The 21994-nt window shown below is 67.9% G+C and carries 20 protein-coding genes; 10 read left to right on the top strand and 10 right to left on the bottom strand.

Annotated features, from left to right (window positions below; translation table 11 throughout):
* Positions 1 to 112: 112 nt before the first annotated feature.
* The 4 genes from HCC78_RS10985 to HCC78_RS10970 form a co-directional block, all read right to left on the bottom strand.
* A complete protein-coding gene (locus tag HCC78_RS10985) occupies positions 113 to 1546 on the bottom strand; it encodes an aldehyde dehydrogenase family protein (RefSeq protein WP_172328817.1) in 1434 nt (477 codons plus the stop codon).
* A 10-nt stretch (positions 1547 to 1556) separates the two neighbouring features.
* Positions 1557 to 2846: an FAD-binding oxidoreductase gene (locus HCC78_RS10980; protein ID WP_172328816.1), complete on the bottom strand. Its 1290-nt coding sequence runs from the start codon at positions 2844 to 2846 to the stop codon at positions 1557 to 1559.
* Between the two features lie 112 nt (positions 2847 to 2958).
* Positions 2959 to 4353 carry an aspartate aminotransferase family protein gene (locus HCC78_RS10975; protein ID WP_172328815.1) on the bottom strand — a complete coding sequence of 465 codons (1395 nt, stop codon included), beginning with the start codon at positions 4351 to 4353 and terminating at the stop codon, positions 2959 to 2961.
* Positions 4354 to 4374: 21 nt separating this feature from the next.
* A complete protein-coding gene (locus HCC78_RS10970; protein ID WP_371743808.1) occupies positions 4375 to 5757 on the bottom strand; it encodes a glutamine synthetase family protein in 1383 nt (460 codons plus the stop codon).
* A 202-nt stretch (positions 5758 to 5959) separates the two neighbouring features.
* Here HCC78_RS10970 and HCC78_RS10965 point away from each other — a divergent pair, with 202 nt between their 5' ends.
* The 6 genes from HCC78_RS10965 (at position 5960) to HCC78_RS10940 (ending at position 11960) form a co-directional block, all read left to right on the top strand.
* Positions 5960 to 7048: a polyamine ABC transporter substrate-binding protein gene (locus HCC78_RS10965; protein ID WP_172328814.1), complete on the top strand. Its 1089-nt coding sequence runs from the start codon at positions 5960 to 5962 to the stop codon at positions 7046 to 7048.
* A gap of 73 nt (positions 7049 to 7121) precedes the next feature.
* Positions 7122 to 8258 carry an ABC transporter ATP-binding protein gene (locus tag HCC78_RS10960; protein WP_172328813.1) on the top strand — a complete coding sequence of 379 codons (1137 nt, stop codon included), beginning with the start codon at positions 7122 to 7124 and terminating at the stop codon, positions 8256 to 8258.
* On the top strand, positions 8255 to 9145 hold the full coding sequence (locus tag HCC78_RS10955) for an ABC transporter permease (RefSeq protein ID WP_253949131.1): 891 nt from the start codon (positions 8255 to 8257) through the stop codon (positions 9143 to 9145). Before HCC78_RS10960 ends, HCC78_RS10955 begins: the two co-directional genes overlap by 4 nt.
* Positions 9142 to 9957, top strand: coding sequence for an ABC transporter permease (locus tag HCC78_RS10950; protein ID WP_172328811.1), 816 nt, complete (start codon positions 9142 to 9144; stop codon positions 9955 to 9957). The genes HCC78_RS10955 and HCC78_RS10950 overlap by 4 nt, the downstream gene beginning before the upstream one ends.
* A complete protein-coding gene (locus tag HCC78_RS10945; protein WP_371743807.1) occupies positions 9954 to 11285 on the top strand; it encodes a glutamine synthetase family protein in 1332 nt (443 codons plus the stop codon). The genes HCC78_RS10950 and HCC78_RS10945 overlap by 4 nt, the downstream gene beginning before the upstream one ends.
* A 123-nt stretch (positions 11286 to 11408) precedes the next feature.
* Positions 11409 to 11960, top strand: a complete 552-nt coding sequence (locus HCC78_RS10940) for a flavodoxin (RefSeq protein ID WP_172328810.1) — start codon at positions 11409 to 11411, stop codon at positions 11958 to 11960.
* Between the two features lie 46 nt (positions 11961 to 12006).
* Here the strand turns inward: HCC78_RS10940 and HCC78_RS10935 are convergent, their stop codons facing one another.
* The 4 genes from HCC78_RS10935 to HCC78_RS10920 form a co-directional block, all read right to left on the bottom strand.
* Positions 12007 to 12222: a hypothetical protein gene (locus tag HCC78_RS10935; RefSeq protein WP_172328809.1), complete on the bottom strand. Its 216-nt coding sequence runs from the start codon at positions 12220 to 12222 to the stop codon at positions 12007 to 12009.
* Between the two features lie 49 nt (positions 12223 to 12271).
* Complete coding sequence (locus HCC78_RS10930; protein ID WP_172328808.1) at positions 12272 to 12478, bottom strand: cold-shock protein; 207 nt, start codon at positions 12476 to 12478, stop codon at positions 12272 to 12274.
* A 215-nt stretch (positions 12479 to 12693) separates the two neighbouring features.
* Positions 12694 to 13095: a c-type cytochrome gene (locus HCC78_RS10925; RefSeq protein ID WP_172328807.1), complete on the bottom strand. Its 402-nt coding sequence runs from the start codon at positions 13093 to 13095 to the stop codon at positions 12694 to 12696.
* 110 nt (positions 13096 to 13205) lie between these two features.
* Positions 13206 to 14117, bottom strand: coding sequence for a LysR family transcriptional regulator (locus HCC78_RS10920; RefSeq protein ID WP_172328806.1), 912 nt, complete (start codon positions 14115 to 14117; stop codon positions 13206 to 13208).
* Positions 14118 to 14213: 96 nt separating this feature from the next.
* Between HCC78_RS10920 and HCC78_RS10915 the strand changes: the two genes are divergently transcribed.
* From HCC78_RS10915 to HCC78_RS10905, 3 genes are all read left to right on the top strand, one after another.
* Complete coding sequence (locus tag HCC78_RS10915) at positions 14214 to 15815, top strand: GMC family oxidoreductase (protein ID WP_172328805.1); 1602 nt, start codon at positions 14214 to 14216, stop codon at positions 15813 to 15815.
* 115 nt (positions 15816 to 15930) lie between these two features.
* Positions 15931 to 18018 (top strand): 4Fe-4S binding protein, encoded by a 2088-nt coding sequence (locus tag HCC78_RS10910; RefSeq protein WP_172328804.1) that lies wholly within the window; start codon positions 15931 to 15933, stop codon positions 18016 to 18018.
* The gene (locus HCC78_RS10905) at positions 18015 to 18884 is read left to right on the top strand and encodes an FAD:protein FMN transferase (protein WP_172328803.1); all 870 of its coding nucleotides are present in this window, start codon (positions 18015 to 18017) and stop codon (positions 18882 to 18884) included. The genes HCC78_RS10910 and HCC78_RS10905 overlap by 4 nt, the downstream gene beginning before the upstream one ends.
* A gap of 162 nt (positions 18885 to 19046) precedes the next feature.
* On the opposite strand, the gene HCC78_RS10900 is transcribed toward HCC78_RS10905, so the two are convergent.
* Complete coding sequence (locus HCC78_RS10900) at positions 19047 to 19961, bottom strand: ABC transporter substrate-binding protein (protein WP_253949130.1); 915 nt, start codon at positions 19959 to 19961, stop codon at positions 19047 to 19049.
* A gap of 8 nt (positions 19962 to 19969) precedes the next feature.
* A complete protein-coding gene (pedF, locus tag HCC78_RS10895) occupies positions 19970 to 20647 on the bottom strand; it encodes a cytochrome c-550 PedF (protein WP_172328802.1) in 678 nt (225 codons plus the stop codon).
* A 189-nt stretch (positions 20648 to 20836) separates the two neighbouring features.
* Here pedF and HCC78_RS10890 point away from each other — a divergent pair, with 189 nt between their 5' ends.
* A complete protein-coding gene (locus tag HCC78_RS10890) occupies positions 20837 to 21994 on the top strand; it encodes an ABC transporter substrate-binding protein (RefSeq protein ID WP_172328801.1) in 1158 nt (385 codons plus the stop codon).

The following is a 21994-nucleotide window of genomic DNA, read 5'->3' as shown; positions in this document are numbered from 1 at the left end:
TCCGCCTGCGAAGCGACGGTCTGCCCTTCCGTTTAGCAAGTCAAACGATTTGATTTATCGCTGCCGCATGGCGGGCGCCGCTTCCCCGCACGGGAACCGCGGCGCCGGAGCATCACGACGGGCGCGACACGCACTTGGTCTCCAGGAAATCCTCGATCCCCATCTCGCCGCCCTCGCGGCCGTTGCCGGACATCTTGTAGCCGCCGAAGGGCGAACCGTATTCGATGTCGGTATTGTTCAGCCGCACCATGCCCGCGCGCAGCCGCCGCCCGATCGCCATCGCCCGGTCCACGTCGGCGGACTGCACATAGGCCGCCAGGCCGTAGGGCGTGTCATTGGCAATGCGCACCGCCTCCTCCTCGTCGGAATAGGGGATCATCGCCAGGACCGGACCGAAGATCTCCTCCTGCGCGATAGTCATGTCGTTGGTGACATCGGCGAAAACCGTCGGCTTGGCGTAGTACCCGTGGTTCAGCCCGTTCGGACGGCCCGTGCCGCCGGCCAGAAGCGTCGCGCCCTCGTCGATGCCCTGCTGGATCAGCGACTGGACCTTGCCGAACTGGATGTCCGAGGCCAGAGGGCCGATATGGCGGCCGTCCACCGCCGGGTCGCCCACCTCGGTGGCCTCCGCGGCCGCCTTCGCGACCTCCTTGGCCCGCTCGTAGAGCGAGGCCGGGACCAGCATCCGCGTCGGCGCGTTGCAGCTCTGCCCGGTATTCATGAAGACGGCGCGGGCACCGCTCTTCACCGCCGCGTCCACGTCGCAGTCGTCGAGCAGGATGTTCGGCGACTTGCCGCCCAGCTCCAGTGCCACGCGCTTGATGTTCGCGGAGGCGTCGATGCTGATCTGCTGGCCGGCGCGGGTCGAACCGGTGAAGCTCATCATGGTGACATCGGGATGCTTCGACAGGGCCGCGCCGACCTCCGGCCCGGTGCCGTTGACCAGGTTGAACACGCCCGCAGGCACGCCCGCCTCGTCGAGGATTTCCGCATAGAGCAGCCCCGACAGCGGCGTGATCTCGGAAGGCTTCAGCACCATGGTGCAGCCGGCCGCCAGCGCCGCAAGGACCTTAAGCGCGATCTGGTTGATCGGCCAGTTCCAGGGCGTGATCAGCCCGCAGACGCCGATCGGTTCCTTCACGATCAGGTCGCCTTCCAGGTTCTCGTACTCGAACTGCATGTGCTCGAGCGCGCGGACGAACCCGTCGAGATGGCCGGTGCCGACCGCCGCCTGGGCGTTGCGCGACAGCCGGACCGGCGCGCCCATCTCCGAGGTGATGACCTGGGCCATCTCCTCGTGGCGCTTTCCGTAGACGGCGCGGATCGCGGCCAGCAGTTCCAGCCGCTCGGCCTTGGTGGTGCGCGAATAGCTCTCGAAGGCGTTCAGCGCGGAGGCAACGGCGCGGTCGACATCCTCGGACGTCCCCAGCGCGATCTCGGCGATCTGCTCTTCGGTGGCGGGGTTGACCACCGGCATCCGGTCCGGCCCGGCAGGCTGCATCCAGGTGCCGGCGTAGTAGAACTTGTCGGTCTGAAGCTCGGTCATGGGGGTCTCCTTAGAACCGGTCGCGGAGCGCGTACCATGTCATCGCGGCGGCCAGCAGCGGCTCGCGCAGGGTGACGCCTCCGGGGAATTTCGATGCGGGCAGCCCCGCCATCAGGTCGAAGCGGCTGCGGCTTCCCTCGATTGCCTCGGCCATCATCTTGCCCGCCAGCGTGCCCATGGCGACGCCGTGGCCGGAAAAGCCCGACGCGCTGAAGACGTCCGGCGCAACTTCGGCGAAATGCGGCAGGCGCTGCATGGTGATGCCCAGCGTGCCGCCCCAGGCATGGGTGATCTTGACGTCTCGGAGCTGCGGAAAGACCTGCAGCATCGGCTTGCGGACCTTGGCCGCGATGTCCGAGGGGAAGCGGTAGCCATAGCTCTCGCCGCCGCCGAACAGCAGGCGGCCATCCCCGGAAAGCCGGAAGTAGTTGATCACGAACCGCGAATCGCCGACCGCATGGCCATTGCGGATGATCTCCGCCGCGCGGTCGCCCAGCGGCTCGGTCGCGGCGATGAAGTTGTTGATCGGCATGACCCGCTGGGCAAGGCCCGGCAGCAGGTTGTTGTGGTAGCCGTTCAGCCCCAGCACGACCTTCTGGGCGCGGATGCGGGCCCGGTCCGTGACGACCGTCGTGCCCTCCATGCCGGTCATCCGGCTTTCCTCGTGCAGCACGACCCCGGCGGCAAGGCAGAGCCGCGCCAGCCCGAAGGCGTAGCGCAGCGGATGCAGATGCGCGCCGCCCATGTCGAGCGTGCCGGAATGGTAGCCGGGACTGCCCACCTCGTGGCGGATCGCGTCGCGGTCCAGATAGCGGATCAGGCCATAGCCGTAGTGCTTGGCCATGTGCTCGGCATGGGCGCGGCTGTCGGCGGCATAGCGGGGGCGGTGGTCGGCATGCAGGATGCCCTGCCCCCAGCCCGCATCGCCGCCCGCCTCCCCGGCCAGCGCCTTCGTCAGCGCCACCGACTCCAGCCCGATCTCCCAGAGCTTCTTCGCATCGTCGATCCCGACGAGCTTTTCCAGCTCCATCTGCTCGACCCGCTGGCCGGTGCCGACCTGCCCGCCATTCCTGCCCGACGCGCCCGAACCGATGCGGTTGGCCTCGACCAGCACCACCTTGTGCCCGGCCCGCGCCGCATGCAGCGCCGCGGACAGGCCGGTGAAGCCGCCGCCGACGACGCAGACATCGGCCTGCAGCGCGCCCTCGGCCGGCGGGAACGGACCCGGCGGCTGCGCGGTCGCGGCATACCACGACTGCGGCAGCTCGCCTTCGGGATCGTTGATCCGGAGGATATCCATCAGCGCGGCTCCCGCGCCGAAGCCGCACCGGAGCAGGAGGCCGCGCCTGCCTGCCTCGGCGCGCCGGACAGAGGTCTGCCTGCAGCTGGTTGCGCCCCGGCCGGGGTGAGGGTCATTCCGCGGCCTGCCAGTGGCCCTTCGCCTTGACCTGCTCGAAGGCCTCGTCCAGCGCCTTGCGGGCGCGTTCCACCAGCAGGTCGATCTCGGAATGCGAGATCACCAGCGGCGGCGAGATGATCATCCGGTCGCCGACATGGCGCATCACCAGGTTGTTGGCGAAGCAGCGCTCGCGGCAGATATAGCCGACCGTGCCCTCCTTGGCGGCGAACTTGGCGCGGCTGGCGCGGTCCGGCGTCAGCGCGAGAGAGCCCATAAGCCCGACGATCTTGGTCTCGCCGACCATCGGATGGTCGCCGAGGCTCTCCCACGCCTCCGCCAGATAGGGCGCGGTTTCGGACCCCGCGCGCTCGACGATGCCTTCCTCGTCGAGGATGCGCAGGTTCTCCAGCGCAACAGCCGCCGCCACCGGATGGCCGGAATAGGTGTAGCCATGGGCGAATTCGTCGGCCGAGTTGATGGTGTTCGCCACCTCGTCGGAGACCATCGAGGCGCCGATCGGGATGTAGCCAGAGCTCAGCCCCTTGGCCAAGGTCATGATGTCGGGGCGGATCCCCATGGTCTGCGAGCCGAACCACTTGCCGGTGCGGCCGAAGCCGGTGATGACCTCGTCGACGATCAGCAGGATCTCGTACTTGTCGCAGATCCGCTGGATTTCCGGCCAGTAGGTGGCGGGCGGCACGATCACGCCGCCGGCACCCTGCACCGGTTCGGCGATGAAGGCCGCGACGCGGTCCTCGCCAAGTTCCAGGATCTTCTGTTCCAGCTCCTGCGCGCGCATCAGGCCGAAATCGTCCGGCGTCATGTCGCCGCCCTCGGACCACCAGTCGGGCTGGTTGATATGGACGATGTCCGGGATCGGCAGGCCGCCCTGCTTGTGGATGCCCTTCATCCCGCCAAGCGAGCCGCCGCCCATGGTCGAGCCGTGATAGCCGTTCCAGCGCGAGATCACGACGGATTTCGACGGCTTGCCCTTCGCCGCCCAGTAATGCCGGACCATGCGCAGGTTGGTGTCGTTCGAATCCGAGCCCGAGCCGTTGAAGAAGGCGTGGTTCAGGTCGCCCGGGCAAAGTTCGGCCAGCCGCGCCGCCAGCTCGATCGCGGGCACGTGGCTGGTCTGGAAGAAGGTGTTGTAGAAGGGAAGCTCCTGCATCTGGCGCATCGCCGCCTCGGCCAGCTCCCTGCGGCCGTAGCCGATGTTCACGCACCACAGCCCGGCCATGCCGTCGAGGATCACCTCGCCCTCGCTGTCGGTCAGGAACACGCCCTTCGCGCTGGTGATGATCCGCGCGCCCTTGGCGTTGAGCGCATCGCCGTCGGTGAAGGGATGCAGGTGATGGGCGGCGTCAAGCGCCTGCAGCTCGGCGGTGGGCAGATGGTTCAGCGGCATGGTCGGTCTTCTTTGCGGGCGTTACACGTTGAGCATCAGGTGCTGGCGTTCCCAGGGGGAGATCTCCTGGCGGAACTCGTTCACCTCTGCGGTCTTGATCGCGGCATAGAGGGCGCAGAACTCCTCGGACAACACTTCCCTCACGGCACCGGACTCCTCGAAGGCGGCAAGCGCCTCGTAGGCCCCCTCGGGGATGGTCTCGCCGATTTCGGTCCAGACCTCGCCCACCGCGGGCGCCCGCGGCTCGATCTTCTCCACCAGTCCCATGTAGCCCGCCGCCAGCGATCCGGCTATGGCCAGATAGGGGTTGGAGTCGATGCCAATCACCCGGTTCTCCACCCGGCGGTGCTGCGCCGGCGAGGACGGGATGCGCAGCCCGGTGGTGCGGTTGTCGGCGCCCCATTCCAGGTTGGTCGGCGCCGAGAGCCCGCCCGAGAGGCGGCGGTAGCTGTTGATGTAGGGCGCGAAGAGCGGCATCAGCTTCTGCACGTAGATCTGCGAGCCGCCGATGAAATGGTAGAATTCCGGGGTCTCGCGGCCGTCCTCTCCGGTGAAGATGTTGCGCCCGGTCTTCGCGTCCAGCACCGACTGGTGGATATGCATGGCCGAGCCCGGCTCGTCGCGCATCGGCTTGGCCATGAAGGTGGCGAACATGCCGTTCTTCAGCGCCGCCTCGCGGATCGTGCGCTTGAAGTAGAACACCTGGTCGGCCAGCCAGAGCGGATCGCCGTGCAGCAGGTTGATCTCGATCTGGCCCGCGCCGCCTTCCTGGATCAGCGTGTCGATCGCCAGGCCCTGGGCCTCGGCATATTCGTAGATCGTGTCGATCACCGGGCCGTATTCGTCCACCGCCGACATCGAATAGGCCTGGCGGCCGGTGCCGCGGCGGCCGGTGCGGCCGACGGGCGGCTCGATCGGCTCGTTCGGGTCGACATTCGGCTTGGTCAGGTAGAATTCCAGTTCCGGCGCGACCACCGGCTGCCAGCCCTTGGCGGCATAGCGCTGGATCACCCGGCGCAGCACGTTGCGCGGCGCAACTTCCAGCACCTCGCCCTGGCGGGTCTCGAGATCGCAGATCACCTGCAGCGTCACGTCCTCCTCCGCCCAGGGGGCGGCGGTGGCGGTCGACATGTCAGGCACCAGGATGATGTCGGTCTCGGTCCATTGCTGGTCGATTTCCTCGATGTCGACCCATTCGCCGGTGATCGTCTGGTAGAACAGCGAGATCGGCAGATGGAACCGGCTCTCGGGATTGAACTTGTGGAACGGCATCGCCTTGCCGCGGGACTGGCCGACAAGGTCCGGAATGACGCATTCGACTTCTTCAATGCGGCGGTCTGCACGATAGGCCTGGAAGGCCACCGGAAGCTTCTCCCGCCAGTCGGCGGCAATCTCGGAGGACACGGAAATTCACCTGTGGGTCGCGAAGGATTGGCCGTCCGGCGGATGCGCGGGCGGCAGCTGATGCGTACCGTGCGTAGGAACGCGGCAGCTGTCAATCGCGACGCTCCGCAAATCCGGCACTGTCGCACGGGCACCCTTGCGGCGGCACGGGAAACTTCACAGAGTGACCGCAGAACGCTTAGGTTCAATGGGGAAACCGATAATGAAGAAGGCACTGCTGCCGCTTGCTGCGGCGCTGCTCTGCGGGTCCGCGGCCATCGCCGCCGAGGGCACCGTCCACGTCTACAACTGGTCGGACTACATCGACGAGGACCTGCTGGCGAAGTTCGAGGAAGAGACCGGCCTGGAGCTGGTCTACGACGTGTTCGACTCGAACGAGCTGCTGGAAACCAAGATGCTGGCCGGCGGTTCCGGCTACGACGTCGTCGTGCCCACCGGCACCTTCCTCGAGCGCCAGATCCAGGCCGGCGTGTTCCAGAAGCTCGACTTCTCGAAGCTGCCGAACTCGGAAAACCTCTGGGACGTGATCAAGGACCGCACCGCGAAATACGATCCCGGCAACGAGTACTCGATCAACTACATGTGGGGCACCACCGGGCTCGGCGTGAACCTCGCCAAGGTCAGGGAAGTGCTGGGCGAGGACGCGCCGATCGACAGCCTCGACCTGATCTTCAAGCCCGAGAACATGGAGAAGCTCGCCTCCTGCGGCGTGCACTTCCTCGACGCGCCGACCGAGATCATCCCGGCCGCGCTGCGCTATATCGGCGAAGATCCCGACAGCCACGATCCCGACGTGATCGAGAAGGTGGAGCCGGTCCTGATGGCCGTGCGCCCCTACATCACCAAGTTCCACAGCTCGGAATACATCAACGCGCTCGCCAACGGCGAGATCTGCGTGGCCTTCGGCTGGTCGGGCGACATCCTGCAGGCGCGCGACCGCGCGGCAGAGGCCGACAACGGCGTCGAGATCGCCTACAACGCGCCGAAGGAAGGCGCGCTGATGTGGTTCGACCAGATGGCCATTCCGGCCGATGCGCCGAACCCGGAGGGCGGGCTGGCCTTCCTCAACTTCATCATGGACGCCCAGAACATGGCGGCCGCGTCGAACTACGTCTACTACGCCAACGGCAACAAGGCGTCGCAGGAATTCCTCAACGAGGACGTGATCGGCGACCCGGCGATCTATCCCGACGAAGCGACGCTGGAGAACCTCTACACCGTCACCGCCTACGATCCCAAGGTGAACCGGATCGTCACGCGGCTCTGGACCAAGATCAAGTCGGGCACCTGACCCGGCGGCCGGGACCGCGCCAGACCGGCGCGGTCCTTTCCTTTCCAATGAAGTGAAGCGTTCCAGGTCTGCCATGGATACAAAGCCCGCCCCCGCCCCCTTTGCCCCATGGAATGACCCTGCGGCCGTTCCCCTGATCCGGTTCGAGGGCGTGACCAAGCGCTTCGGCGACTTCACCGCGCTGCAGGACATCAACCTGCAGATCTATCCCAGGGAATTCTTCGCCCTGCTCGGCCCGTCGGGCTGCGGCAAGACCACGCTGATGCGGATGCTGGCGGGCTTCGAGACGCCGACCGAGGGCACCATCTGGCTCGACGGCAAGAACATCGCGCCGGTGCCGCCGAACAAGCGGCCGGTGAACATGATGTTCCAGAGCTACGCGCTGTTCCCGCACTTGTCCGTCTGGGACAACATCGCCTTCGGCCTGCGCCGCGCGGGGCAGGACAAGGAGACGATCAAGGCGCGCGTCGAGGAGATGCTGCGCCTGACCCGGCTCGACCAGTTCGCCCGCCGCAAGCCGCACCAGATTTCCGGCGGCCAGCGCCAGCGCGTCGCGCTCGCGCGCAGCCTCGCGCTCGGCCCGAAGCTCCTGCTGCTCGACGAACCGCTCGGCGCGCTCGACAAGAAGCTGCGCCAGGACACCCAGTTCGAGCTGATGGACATCCAGGAGAAGACCGGCACGACCTTCGTGATCGTCACCCATGACCAGGAAGAGGCCATGACGGTCGCCTCCCGCGTTGCGGTGATGGATGCGGGCCGCCTTTGCCAGGTCGACACCCCGCAGCACATCTACGAGACCCCGAACTCGCGCTACGTCGCCGACTTCATCGGCGAGGTGTCGATCATCGAGGGCCGCGTCGAGAGCGTCGCCGAGGAAATCGCCATCTCCTATGCCGAGGGCCAGAAGCCGATCATGACGCGCTGCGCCGAGACGGTCAGCCCGGGACAGAGCGTGTTCTACGCGATCCGCCCCGAGAAGATCTGGGTGGGCAGCGAACCGCATCCCGACCGGATCAACTCGGTCCAGGGCACGATCGTCGACATCGGCTATCTCGGCGATGTCAGCAACTACCATGTCCGGCTCGACAGCGGGCAGATGGTCAAGGCGCTCATGACCAATGCGGAGCGCTATGCCGCCAGCCGCTTCACCTGGAACGACCGGGTCTGGCTGAGCTGGAGCCGCCATGCAGGCGTGGTGCTGACCTCATGAGAATGAACCCGCGCCGCCTGTTCCTGATCGCCGTCCCCTACGGATGGCTGCTGGCGCTGTTCATGGTGCCCTTCCTGATCGTGCTGAAGATCTCGCTCTCGGACACGGCCATCGCCATCCCGCCCTACATGCCGACGCTGGACCTGTCGGCAGGCTGGGCCGGGATCAGGGAGTTCTTCTCCGGGCTCGATTTCGAGAATTTCACCTGGCTGACCGAGGACGACCTCTACTGGAAGTCCTACGTGTCCTCTCTCTGGATCGCCGCGGTCTCGACCTTCTTCACGCTGCTGATCGGCTATCCGGTCGCCTATGCCATGTCGCGGGCGAAGCCCGAATGGCGCCCGACCCTGATGATGCTAATCATCCTGCCCTTCTGGTCCTCGGCGCTGATCCGCGTCTACGCTTGGATCGGCATCCTGTCGAGCGAGGGATACCTCAACCAGATCCTCCTCTGGCTCGGCGTGGTCGACGAGCCGCTGAGCATCCTCAACACCCCGCTCGCCGTCTATATCGGCATCGTCTACACCTACCTGCCCTTCATGATCCTGCCTATCTACGCCGCGCTGGAGAAGATGGACGAGAGCCTGCTGGAAGCCGCCGAAGACCTCGGCTGCACGCGCATCGCAGCCTTCTGGCGGGTCACCTTCCCGCTGTCGCGGCCGGGCATCGTCGCGGGCTGCTTCCTGGTCTTCATCCCTTCCCTGGGAGAGTTCGTCATCCCCTCGATCCTCGGCGGCTCGCACACGCTGATGATCGGCAAGGTGCTGTGGGAGGAATTCTTCTCCAACCGCGACTGGCCGGTGGCCTCCGCCGTGGCAGTGGTGCTGCTGCTGATCCTCGTGATCCCGATCGTGCTGTTCCAGCGCAACGAGGAGAAGAACGCATGAAGCGCAACATGTCCTTCTTCAACATGACCACGCTGACGCTGGGACTGGCCTTCCTGTACCTGCCGATGCTGCTCCTGATGATCTACAGCTTCAACGAATCGAGGCTGGTGACGGTCTGGGCGGGCTTCTCGACCAAGTGGTACGGCGAGCTGTTCCGCAACCAGCAATTCCTCGACGCCGCCTGGGTGACGCTGCGCGTGGCGGTGGTCTCCTCGACCATTGCCACCGTGCTGGGCACCATGGCGGCCTGGGTGCTCGTGCGGGAGCGCCGCTTCCTCGGCCGCACGCTGTTCTCGGGCATGATTTACGCGCCGCTCGTCATGCCGGAGGTGATCACCGGCCTGTCGCTGCTGCTGCTGTTCATCGCGATCGGGCTGGACCGGGGCATCCTGACCATCATCCTGGCGCATACCACCTTCGCGATGTGCTACGTCTCGGTGGTGGTGTCCTCGCGGCTGGTGACTTTCGACCGCTCTCTGGAAGAGGCCGCGCTGGATCTGGGCTGCTCGCCGATGCAGGCCTTCGGCTTCGTCACGCTGCCGATCATCGCCCCGGCGGTGGTCTCGGGCTGGCTGCTGGCGTTCACCCTGTCTCTCGATGACCTCGTGATCGCCTCCTTCACCTCGGGTCCCTCTAGCACAACGCTTCCGATCAAGATATTCTCATCCATGCGCCTGGGCGTCTCGCCCGAGATAAATGCGCTGTCTACCATCCTGATCTCCATCGTTGCTGTCGGAGTCGTGGTCGCGGCCCTCGTCTCGAAACGTCAGATCGCGCGGCGGGAGACCGAGGAACGGGAAGGCCAGAAGTGACATTCGAAGAAGAGTACAAGGCCTATTGCGCCGAGCATGGGGAGCCCGAGCGCATCGAGCTTCTGCTGTGCGACCTCAACGGGATCTTCCGCGGCAAGTGGATGCCCGGCGACCAGTGGAAGAAGATCGCCAAGGGCGGCGTCCGCATCCCCTATTCGACCTGCGCCGTGTCGATCCGCGGCCATGAGGTGACCGAGACCGGTCTCGGCATCGTCGTCGGCGATCCCGACGGCGTGCTGGTGCCGGTGCCCGGGACGCTGCTTCCGGTGCCGTGGGCCGACCGCCCGACCGCCCAGGTGCTGGTCGATCTCGAAGAGGAGCTGGGCGTTCCCTCGGATCTCAGCCCGCGGACCCTCCTGAAGCGGGTCCTGAAGCGCTATGCCGAGAAGGGCTGGACCCCGGTCGTCGCGCCCGAGCTGGAATTCTACGCGCTCGAGCACCGCGAAAGCGTCGACCACCCGCCGCAGCCGCCCGAGCGCACGCCGCCGGCGCAGAACTACGACATGGAGGTCATGCACCGCGCCTCGGCCTGGCTGGACGAGATCGGCGACATCTGCGCCGCACAGAACATCCCGACCGATACCGTGACCGCGGAATACGGCCCCGGCCAGTTCGAGGTGAACTTCCATCACGGTCCGGCGCTGCAATCGGGCGACAATGCCGTCCTGTTCCGCCGGGCGGTGCGCGGCGTGCTGGGCCGCCACGGGCTGGAAGGCACCTTCATGGCCAAGCCCTACGGCGACGAGCCGGGCTCGGGCATGCATGTCCATGTCTCGGTGCTGGACCAGGACGGGAAGAACATCTTCGACCAGCCGGGCGAGCCGGGACCGCTGCTGGCCTCGGCCGTGGCCGGAACGCTGGCGACGATGCGCGACCTGCAGGCGATCTTCGCGCCGCACATGAACAGCTTCCGCCGCTTCGGCGCGCTGTCCTATGCGCCGAACGCACCGGAATGGGGGCTGGACCACCGCGGCGTCGCGGTGCGGCTGGCCGAATCCAGCGGCGTCGCCGCGCGGCTGGAGCACCGGATCGCAGGCGCGGACGCCAACCCCTACATGGTGATCGCGGCGATCCTCGGCGGCATGCTCTACGGCATCGAGCGCGGACTGGAGCCCGGGCCGATGATCGACGAGGAGCACGAGCCCGCCGAACCGCTGACCGCGCATTGGGAACTGGCCGTCGACCGCTTCGCGAAATCCGGCATCGCCGCCGAGATCTTCGGCGAGGCCTTCCGCGACGTCTTCGTCGCCGTGAAGCGCAAGGAGATCGAGGAGCTGACCACGGTCATCCAGCCGCTGGAATACGAAACCTACCTGACGCGCTTCTGACCGGCGGAAGTCCGACAATTCCTGTCGGACTTCCGCCAAAACCCTGCCTCCCGGCGCGCCTGCCGGGCCTGGCACGGTCCCTGCTAGGTACCCTCCGGAGCCAACCGGAAAAGGGGACATGACATGGCACGGATCGGCATCTTCTTCGGCACGGACACGGGAAAGACCCGCAAGATCGCCAAGCAGATCAAGAAGAACTTCGACGACGAGACGATGGCGAAGCCGCTGAACGTCAACCGCGCGACGGTCGAGGACTTCATGTCCTACGACTTCCTCATCCTCGGCACCCCGACGCTGGGCGACGGCGAGCTGCCGGGCCTGGCCACCGAGGCGCAGGAGGAAAGCTGGCTGGAATTCCTGCCCAAGCTCGAGGACCAGGACTTCGCCGGCAAGACCATCGCGATCTACGGGCTGGGCGACCAGATCACCTACCCGACCGAATTCGTGAACGCGATCTTCCTGCTGCACGAATTCTTCACCGACCGCGGTGCCACCTGCGTGGGCAGCTGGCCGTCGGACGAATACGGCCACGAATTCTCGACGGCCGAGGTGGACGGCGAATTCCTCGGCCTGGCGCTCGATCTCGACAACGAGGCCGCGCTGACCGACGGCCGGCTGTCGAAATGGCTGGACCTGATCTCGGCCGACATGGGCCTGCCCGCCCTGACCGCCTGACCCGCCGGGCCGAAAGGAAAAGGGACGGCAAAACGCCGTCCCTCCCTCATCTTCCGGATTTCGGCGGCTTGCCCGGTGACGGGCCTTCCTCATCCTTCGCCTCGCGCTCCAGCCGGGCAGCCTTGAGGGCTGCAGTCCGGTCGTCGCGGGAGCGCTTTTCGCTGTCGATGATTTCCCTTGCCGCTGCCGCCGTCTTCTCGAAGGGCGTCTTCGGCGCGGGGGTCTCCCGGAACAGGCCGGGAGACTTTTTCTTGGTGGTCATGGACCTTCCTAGGACTCCCCCGGCACGGCCGGGGGACGCTGAATGAAAATCAGGCGAGTTCCAGGTCACGTGCCGACTGGCGGCCATCGCGGCCAGTCTCGATTTCGAAGGACACTTTCTGTCCGTCGGGCAGGTTCTGGATGCCCGCGCGCTCGACAGCGGAAATGTGGACGAACACGTCCTTGCCGCCATCATCCGGCTGGATGAAGCCGAAGCCTTTGGTTTGATTGAACCATTTCACGGTGCCACTGGCCATCGTGCTGTCTCCTGAAGTTTGATGCTGCCCACGGCATTGCGGCAGCCCGGCTGTGTCAGATCGAAAAGCAGACTGAAGCCGGTTAGGGAGACAGGGTGCGGTCGGAATAACGTAGCGCGGCACTCATACGCGATCCCGGCGCAAAAGCAAACCCCGCCTGCAGCTGAGGGGCGCCCGCCGCCCGGCGGGTCCGGACGGGCGGCAGGCAGGCTGCGCTATTGCTGGATCGATTCCAGGTAGTAGGCGATGGACAGGATCCGCGCCCGGGCGACCGCCTCGGGCCCGCCGAAGACGCCGCTCTCGCCCATCGCATCCTGCTTGAAGAGCGTGCCCCAGACCGGCATGGGCCCGCCATGGGCGCGCACCCCGGTGCGGCCGTCGATGATGTGGATCACCTCCAGCATCGGGAACTTGCCGTTGTTCTGTGCCGCCAGATGCGTCAGATCCGGCACCTGGATGGTCAGCAGTTCGGCCAGCGGTCCCTGGCCCATGCCGGTTTCGCCATGGCAGCCCGCGCAGCCCTGTATGTAGTCCATGCGGCCCATCTCGTCGGCCAGGCCGCCCCCCGCCGCGAGCGCGAGAAGCGGGGCCGCCGCCAGTGCTTTCCAGAATCCCATGTTCCTTCCCTCCCTTCCGTGCCTGCGCCGGGACAGGCGCATGTGCCGTCTCGGTCAGGAACCTCACATTCGCATCTTGGGATCAATCTGGGGTTGTGCCTTGATCCATCTCAAGATGGATCCCCCGCAGCAGCCCGGAAGCGGAAGCGCGCGGCGTCCCTGCGCAGCGCGGCGGCGATGTGCTCGGCGACCAGCCGGACCTTCTGCCAGTCGCGGATCTCTTCGGGGATCAGCAGCCAGTAGGTCCGCGAGAATCCCACCCGGTCGGGCAGAACCGGCAGCAGCCCCGTCCCCGCCGCCATGTAGCAGGGAAGCACGCCCAGCCCGGCGCCCGCACGCACGGCATCGAGCTGCGCCTGCACCGTCGCCGCGCGGTACGGCACCCTCAGCCCGGGCGCGATCTGGGCGTTGAAGTTCAGTTCCTCGGTATAGAGCAGGTCGGGGATGTAGCCGACGAAATCGAAGCCGGCGAGATCGGCGATCTCCTGCGGCATGCCCGCCGCCAGCAGCTCCGGCGCGCCGTAGAGGCGCAGGTCGTAATCGGCGAGCTTGCGCATCACCAGCCGGCCCGTTTCCGGCCGGTCGAGGCTGATGGCGATGTCGACGTCGCGGCGCCAGAGCTTGTGGGTGACAGGCACCGGCACCAGCTCCAGCTCGATCCCCGGATGCTCGCGCCTGAGCGCGGGCAGCAGCGAGGACAGCACGGCATTGCCGAACCCGTCCGGCGCGCCGACCCGGACCGTTCCGGTCACCGCCGTGCCCTTGGCCGCCATCCGGTCGCCGATCGAGGTGCCGGTATCCTCCATGGCGCGCGCGAGCGACAGCATGTCGAACCCCGCCTGGGTCAGCCGCAGGCCGTCCTCCGCCTTCTCCACCAGCTCGACATCGAGATCCCGCTCCAGCCGCGCCAGGTGCCGGGCAACGGTGGTGTGGCTGACCTTCAGCCGCCGCGCCGCGCCGGTCAGGCTGCCCGCCCGGTGGATCTCGAGGAAGAAGCGGATGTCGTCCCAGTGATAGAGCATCGTTCGTTTTCGCACCAAGGCCGTTCACATTCGTTCATGTACATGCGGCACGGCGCCATGGAAAGTGCCTGCCGAGGAGACATCGGGAGGAACGGCATGACGGATCGGTTCGACTACGTGATCGTGGGCGGAGGCACGGCAGGGCTGGTGCTCGCCAACCGGCTGAGCGCCGACGGAAAGACCCGCGTGGCGGTGCTGGAGGCCGGGGGCCGCGACAACTATCCGTGGATCCATATCCCGGTCGGCTATCTCTACTGCATCGGCAATCCGCGCACCGACTGGTGCTACCAGACCGAACCCGAGGCGGGCCTCGGCGGCCGTGCCATCGGCTATCCGCGCGGCCGGGTGCTGGGCGGCTGCACCTCGATCAACGGCATGCTCTACCAGCGCGGCCATGCCGAGGATTACGAGCAGTGGCGCCAGATGGGCAACACCGGCTGGGGCTGGGACGACGTGCTGCCCTGGTTCATCAAGTCCGAGGACCATTTCGGCGGCGCCTCCGCGCTGCACGGCGCGGGCGGCGAGTGGCGGGTGGAGCGCCAGCGGCTGCGCTGGGACATTCTCGACGCCTTCGCCGAGGCCTGCGCGCTGGAAGGCATCCCGATGGTCGACGACCTGAACACCGGCAGCACCGCAGGCGTCAGCTATTTCCAGGTCAACCAGCGCCGCGGCTGGCGCTGGAACACGGCGAAGGGCTTCCTCAAGCCCGCCAAGGGCCGCTCGAACCTCGCCGTGATCACCGATGCGGAGGTGGAGCGCGTGATCTTCGACGGCCCCCGCGCCACCGGCGTGACGATCCGGCAGGGCGGCACGGCACGGGACATCCTGGCGGACGCCGAGGTGGTGCTTTCGGCCGGGGCTATCAACTCTCCGAAGATCCTGATGCTCTCCGGCCTCGGCCCGGCGGCGCATCTGGCCGAGCACGGCATCGAGGTGCGGCAGGCGATGGAGGGCGTCGGCGGCAACCTGCAGGACCACCTGCAGCTGCGCTGCTCCTACAGGGTCAGCGGCGTGGACACGCTGAACGCCCGCGCCTCGACGCTGTTCGGCAAGGCGAAGATCGGGCTGGAATACGCGCTGAAGCGCTCGGGTCCGATGTCGATGGCGCCCTCGCAGCTCGGCGCCTTCGCCAAGTCGGACGCCTCGGTCGCGACGCCGGATCTGGAATACCATGTCCAGCCGCTGTCGCTGCCGAAATTCGGCGAGGACCTGGACCCGTATCCGGCCTTCACCGCCTCGGTCTGCCACCTGCGCCCGGAAAGCCGCGGCACGGTGCGGCTGCGTTCGGGCCGGGCGGACGACAAGCCGAAGATCGCGCCGAACTACCTCTCGACCGAGGGCGACCGCCGCACGGCGGCCCGCGCCATCGCGCTGACCCGCCGGATCGTGGCGCAGAAGCCGCTGGCCGCGTTCCGCCCGGAGGAAGTCCGCCCCGGTCCGGACTATGCCGGCGAAGCCTCGCTGGCCGAAGCCGCCGCGGCGGTGGGCACGACGATCTTCCATCCGGTCGGCACCGCGAAGATGGGCAGCGACCCGCTTGCCGTGGTCGACGAGAGGCTGCGCGTGCATGGCATCCAGGGGCTGCGCGTGGTCGATGCCTCGGTCATGCCGACCATCACCAGCGGCAACACCGCCTCGCCGGTGGTGATGATCGCGGAGAAAGCGGCGGAGATGATCCGCGCCGACGCCCGAAGCTGAGCGCGGGGAGAGGGGTGCGGGGAGAGGGCCCTTCCTCTCCCCGCACCCCTCTCCCCTTCCCTGCACCGACCTTGGTCGAATGGCCCTGCCGCCGCTTCCGGTGCAGCCTGTCGGCATGATCCGGGGGGCAACCATAGCGCTACTCATCTGCCTGGCCTGTCTCCTCGCAGGCCCCGCACGCGCCTTCGAGCCGCTCTCCCCCGAACAGCTCGCCGCCCGGATCATGCCTCCCTATTCGCTGGGCGAGCCGGTCGGCGGCAAAGGCGTCCACGAACTTCTGAATTCCGGCGGCGCGCTGGCAGGTTATGTCTTCGAGACCGAGCCGCTTGCGCCACTGCCGGGCTTTTCCGGCGTGCCGATCGACATCCTCGTCATGATCGACCTCGAAGGCCGCTTCCTCGACGTCTCGCTCCTGCACCACAACGAGCCGATCTTCGTCTCGGGCCTCGGCGAAGCGCCGTTCCACGCCTTCTTCGAACAGTATCGCGGCCTGTCCATCGCCACGCCGATGGTGGTGGGCAGCCCCTATGGCAAGGCGGACGGGCCGCTGACCTATCTCGACGGCGTCACCAAGGCGACCGCCAGCATCCGCATCGCGCATGAGAGCCTGCTCGCCGCGACGCGGGCCGTCGCGCAGGAGAAGATGAAGGGCATCGCCGCCGAGCCGCCCGCGCATCCGGACATGGCGCATGACGAGGATCTGGACTGGGAGGACATGATCGCCGAGGGCATAGCAGGGCGGCTGGCGGTGACCAATGCCGCGATCGACAGGCAGTTCGCGGGCACGATCTGGGCGCATGACGATCCGGAAGCGGCGGCCGAGCCGGAGGGCATGTTCCTCGATCTCTACGTGGTCGATCTCGGCCCGCCCGCCATCGCCCGCGCCGTTCTGGGCGAAGACACCGCGCGCGAGCTCGCGAATTTCCGCACGATCTCGCCGGATGACGAACCGATCCTGGTCATCGATGCCGGGCGGCACGGGCTGGTGAGCGAAGATTTCGTCCGCAACACCGCGCCGGACCGGCTGACGGCAGAGCAGGACGGACTGCCGGTCGCGCTCCGCGATGCGGATCTCTTCGTGACGCTGAACGACGGCCTGCCCGCGGAGCTTTCGGACGCCACGGCCATGATCCTGCGCACCGACCGGCGGCTCGGCTTCGACCCGGCGCGGCCCTGGATCCTGACCGTCGAGGCGGTGCGCGAGCACGGCATGTTCCAGCCCGCAACCGGCAGCGTCAACCTCGTGCTGGAACACGCCACTCCGGCCCGCTTCTTCGCCCGGCCCGAGGCGCCGCGGTCGCTGCCGCCGTGGCGCGCCGCCGCCGAGAACCGGCAGGGCGACCTGATCGCGCTCGGCCTGGGGCTGGCGCTGCTGCTGCCGGTGCTCGGCTTCGGCCAGAGCCGCCTTGCCGCCCATCCCCGCTTCGGCGCGATCCGGCTGGGCGTGATTGCCGCAATGCTCGGGTTCGTCGGCTGGTGGGGCCAGGGCCAGCTCTCCATCGTGACCCCGCTCGCCGTTCTTGCCGCCGCCCTGCAGGGCGGCAGCCTCGCCTTCCTCGCCTATGACCCGTTCTCGCTCCTGATCTGGGCGGCGGCGATCGCGGGCCTCTTCCTCTGGGGCCGCGGGCTGTTCTGCGGCTGGCTCTGCCCCTTCGGCGCGCTGCAGGAATTCGCCGACCGTCTGGGGCGCCTCCTGCACCTGCCGCAGGTCGAGCCCTCCCCGGCCTGGGACCGCCGCCTCAAGGCGCTGAAATACGTGGTGCTCGCCTTCCTTCTCGGCACCGCCGTGCTGGCACCGGGGCAGATCGACAAGGCGGCCGAGGTCGAGCCCTTCAAGACCGCGATCACCACCTTCTTCCTGCGCGACTGGCAATACGCCGCCTATGCGGCCTTCTGGCTGCTTCTCGCCATGGTCACCTTCAAGGGCTTCTGCCGCTATGTCTGCCCGCTGGGCGCGCTGATGGCGGTCGGCGGCATGCTCCGCCTGCGCCGCTGGATTCCGCGGCGGGAGGACTGCGGTTCGCCCTGCCAGCTCTGCAAGGTCCGCTGCCGCTACGGCGCGATCGAGCGCTCGGGCAAGATCGCCTATGACGAATGCTTCCAGTGCCTCGACTGCGTGGCGATCCATGACGACCCGCGCCAGTGCGTGCCGCTGGTCCTCGCTGCCAAGCGCCGGGACCGCGGCCTGGAGGCCGCCGAATGACCCTGACCCGCCGCCGCCTCCTCGCCATTGCGGCCGCCGCCGCTGCCTTTCCCGGGGCAGGCCATGCCGCCAGCTGGCGGGGCCGCGCCTTCGGCGCCGATGTCGCGGTCACGCTGCGCGGCCGGCCGGGACAGGCGGATGCGGCGCTGCGCGAGATGCAGGCGATGATCCGTGCGCTCGAAGCCCGGTTCAGCCTCTACGATCCAGGATCGGATCTTTCCCGGCTCAACGCCGCAGGACGGCTGGAGGACCTGCATCCCTGGATGGCCGAGCTGCTCGGCGCCTGCGGCCGGATCCACCGCCTGACCGGCGGCCGTTTCGATCCGAGCATCCAGTCGCTCTGGACCTCCCCGCCCGGCCCGGTGGGCTGGGAACGCGCCCTGCTGGCAGGAAACGGCATCGTCCTCGCCCCGGGCCAGAGCCTGACCTTGAACGGCATTGCCCAGGGCCATGCCGCCGACCGGATCAGCGCGCTTCTGGCAGGACACGGCTTCGCCGACACGCTGGTCGACCTCGGAGAGTTCCGGGCAAGCGGCGGCCCCTGGACGCTGGGAGTGGCGGATCCGGAACAGGGACTGCTGGGCTACCGGACCATCCGGAACGGCGCGGTCGCCACGTCTTCGCCCGGCGCGATGCGGACGGCGGACGGCCGGACGCATATTCTCGATCCGGGCAATCCGCAGGCTGCGGCACGCTGGTCGACCGTCAGCGTCGAAGCGGAGACCGCCACGCTGGCCGACGGGCTATCGACCGCATTCTGCATGATGGACCGCGCGGAAATCGCGGCGGTCTTCGACGGGCTGCCGGAGCTGCGCCGTGTCACGCTGGTCAGCCCCGGAGGCGACCTCGAAACGCTGTCCGGCTGATGCCTCCGGGGCGAGGGCCAGCCCTCTCCCCGGCCCCTCTCCCAGGCCCCGGGCCCCCGGCCGCCCGCCCGGCGGCGGCCGCTGCCAAGGGCGGACGCGCCTCCCGGACGGGAGGCGCCAGCGTCGTGCCGCGGGCGCCGCAAGGCGCGCGCGTCCGCTGGATCACCTTTCGGGTTCCATCCAGGTCAGGCCGTAACCGGCGAAGATCGCCTGGATGCGCCCGTCCTCCAGCGCTGCCGAGATCGCGTCATCGACCGCATAGGCCAGCGGACGGTAGGCGAAATGCACGCCGACCCCCACGGTCCAGCGCCCCGCGCCGAAGCCGGGCAGCGGCGGCGACACCACCTTGACCACCGCGGGACGGGCATATTCCAGCTCCGCCATCGGCCCCATCGCCGCCTTCACCTCGCCGGTGCCGATCGCCGCCACCGCGTCGAGCGTCGACGGATAGCGGTGGATCTGGTCCAGCAGCTGCCCGCCTGCCAGCGACGACAGGTAGAAATCCGCGATCGTGTCATTCTCCACGCCCACCGGATCGTAGCGGAAATAGGCCGTGCCCGGCACCTCGCCGGGATAGGCCGTCTCGGAATAGGCGATGGCGATCTGCTGGCGGTAGGCCTGGCCGGTGAAGACCACCTGCTCCACCCGGCAGGTGAAATCGCGGTTGACCGGCACATGCAGCATCACATTCGCCACCTTGCCGCCCGTCACCGGCCCCTTCCAGAGCCAGTTCCTCAGATCCGCCTCCAGATTCTCGCCCGCCTCGACCAGGCGGAACCGCGGCTCCACTCCCAGATCGGCGGCGATCAGCTTGCCGATCTCGATGTCGACGCCCTTGATCTCGCCCTTCTCCCCGAAGGACCAGGGCGCAAAATCGTCGAAGGCAGCGAATTCGATGAAGCCCTGCTCGAGGATCGCGTCCAGATCCTGGCCGACGATGTCGCGGCTCGCATTCTGCGGCTTCGGCTGCGGGACATAATCCGCGCAACGGCTCTGGGCGGCAGCCGCCATCGCGACCGCCGCCCCGGCAAGCACCGCGCCCAGGCAGGCGCGGCGCAGCATGTCTCTCCTCCCCATGGCCAGTCCTAATGCGCGGCCGAGAGGCCGACCTTCAGGATCTCGACCGCCTTGTGGGTGTCATCCGGATGCATCTCCAGCGACATTGCCGCCCGGCGCGCCACGCTGTCGGACAGCTCGGCGCCCGACAGCGTCTCGATCTGCCCGGCAATGTCGGAAAGCTTGGCCTGCACCACCGGGATGTCGGCCGAGCCGCCCTCCAGCTCGCCCTTCAGCTCCATCAGCGCGGGCGTCGCCTCGGTGACCTGCGCGTCGTCGGGCCGGGTCTCGATATAGGTGCGGATCGCCCAGGCTGCCTTCTGGCCGAGAAGCTCGCCGAAGGCCGGCATCTTGGTGGTGCCGTTCTGGGTGTAGCCGTGGCGGAACCGTTCCACGAACCACTCGTCGCCGTATTCCTCCGCCTCGAGGAAGCGCAGGTCGGGCGCCAGGCCGCCGGAGATCGCCTCCAGCCCGTGGCAGCGCGCGCAGTTCTGGTTGAAGCCCGAGGAGCCGATCTCGATCGCCTTCTGGTAGACCTCGTCACCCATGCCGCGATACGGGTTCTCGGTCATCCACTCCTCCGGGTCCTCCAGATCCGGCAGCGCGTCGGTGTTCACCGGCTGCGGGGCCACGTCGCCATGGGCCAGGACCAGAGAGGTGGTGGCAGCAAGAATCGTCGCGCTCAGCGCGGTCAGTCGGAACAGCATCCGGGGGTCTCCTCCACAAGGGCGTTCTTGTTCGTTCGCTGACCGGAAAGCTAGCTGCCACCGCCGGACGCCACCATTCGACCTTTGGCGAAGCACCGGCGCTAACGCCCTCCCCGGCGCTCCGACCATGGTCCAATACCGGCCCGCCGGGGGCGCCCGTAGGCTCTGGAGGCCTTGAGGGAGGAGACCATGAGGCTTGCCATCGCATCCCTGCTGCTCGGCCTCTGGGCGGGCAGCGCGCCCGCGCTGGAGCTGGGCGTGACCTGGCTGCACCGCGTGGTGCCGCCGCCGCCCGTGCTGTCCAACCTCGACCCGGTTCCGGAGGATCTGGGCCGTGCGGGCGCGGAGCTGGGGCTGCGCGATAACCGCACCACCGGGCAGTTCCTCGGACATTCCTACGGCCTCTCCGAATCAGACGTGCCCGAGGGCGGCGACATTCTCGCCGTGGCGCGAGACGCGCTGGCGCAATCGCCCTTCCTGATCGTCGACGCGCCTGCCGCCGACCTTCTGGCCATTGCCGACCTGCCGGAGGCGCAGGGCGCGCTGATCTTCAACGCGGCGGCGCCGGAGACCGCGCTGCGTTCCGGCGACTGCCGGGCGAACCTGCTGCACACCCTGCCCTCGCGCGCCATGCTGGCCGATGCGCTGATGCAGGGGCTTGCCTCGAAGCGCTGGACCGATCTGGCGCTGATCACCGGACCGCGCGACGCTGACCATGCCTGGGCCGAGGCGATGAAGGCGTCGGCCGCCAAGTTCCGGCTGCGCGCCCGCGGCGAGGCGGTCTGGGACGAGGCGGCGGACATGCGCCGCAACGCGTCCCAGGAAGTGCCGCTCTTCACCCAGGGCTTCCGCGACCACGACGTGCTGCTGATCGCCGACGAAGCCCATGATTTCGCCCGCTATATCGCCTACAACACCTGGCTGCCGCGTCCCGTCGCGGGCTCCGCCGGGATGATGCCGGCCGCGTGGTCGCGCGTGGTCGAGCAATGGGGCGCGGCGCAGCTGCAGTCCCGCTTCGAGGAGCTCGCCGGGCGGCCGATGCAGGACCGGGACTACGCCGCCTGGGCCGCCTTCCGCGCGCTCGGCGAGGCGGTGACGCGGACCGGCTCGGCCGATCCGGCCGAGCTGCGCGCCTACATGCTGGGCGACGATTTCGAGCTGGCGGGCTTCAAGGGAAGCCCGCTCTCCTTCCGTCCCTGGAATGGCCAGCTGCGCCAGCCGATCCCGCTGGTCACCGACCAGGCCGTCGTCGCGGTCGCGCCGATGGAGGGCTTCCTGCACCAGGGCAACGAGCTCGACACGCTGGGGCTCGACCGGCCCGACAGCGCCTGCACCCAATTCGACTGA

The sequence above is a fragment of the Mangrovicoccus sp. HB161399 genome, assembly GCF_013184745.1.
GTDB lineage: Bacteria > Pseudomonadota > Alphaproteobacteria > Rhodobacterales > Rhodobacteraceae > Mangrovicoccus.
Note: the sequence above shows the minus strand (reverse complement) of the source record. Positions and strands in the feature narration are given on the sequence as shown.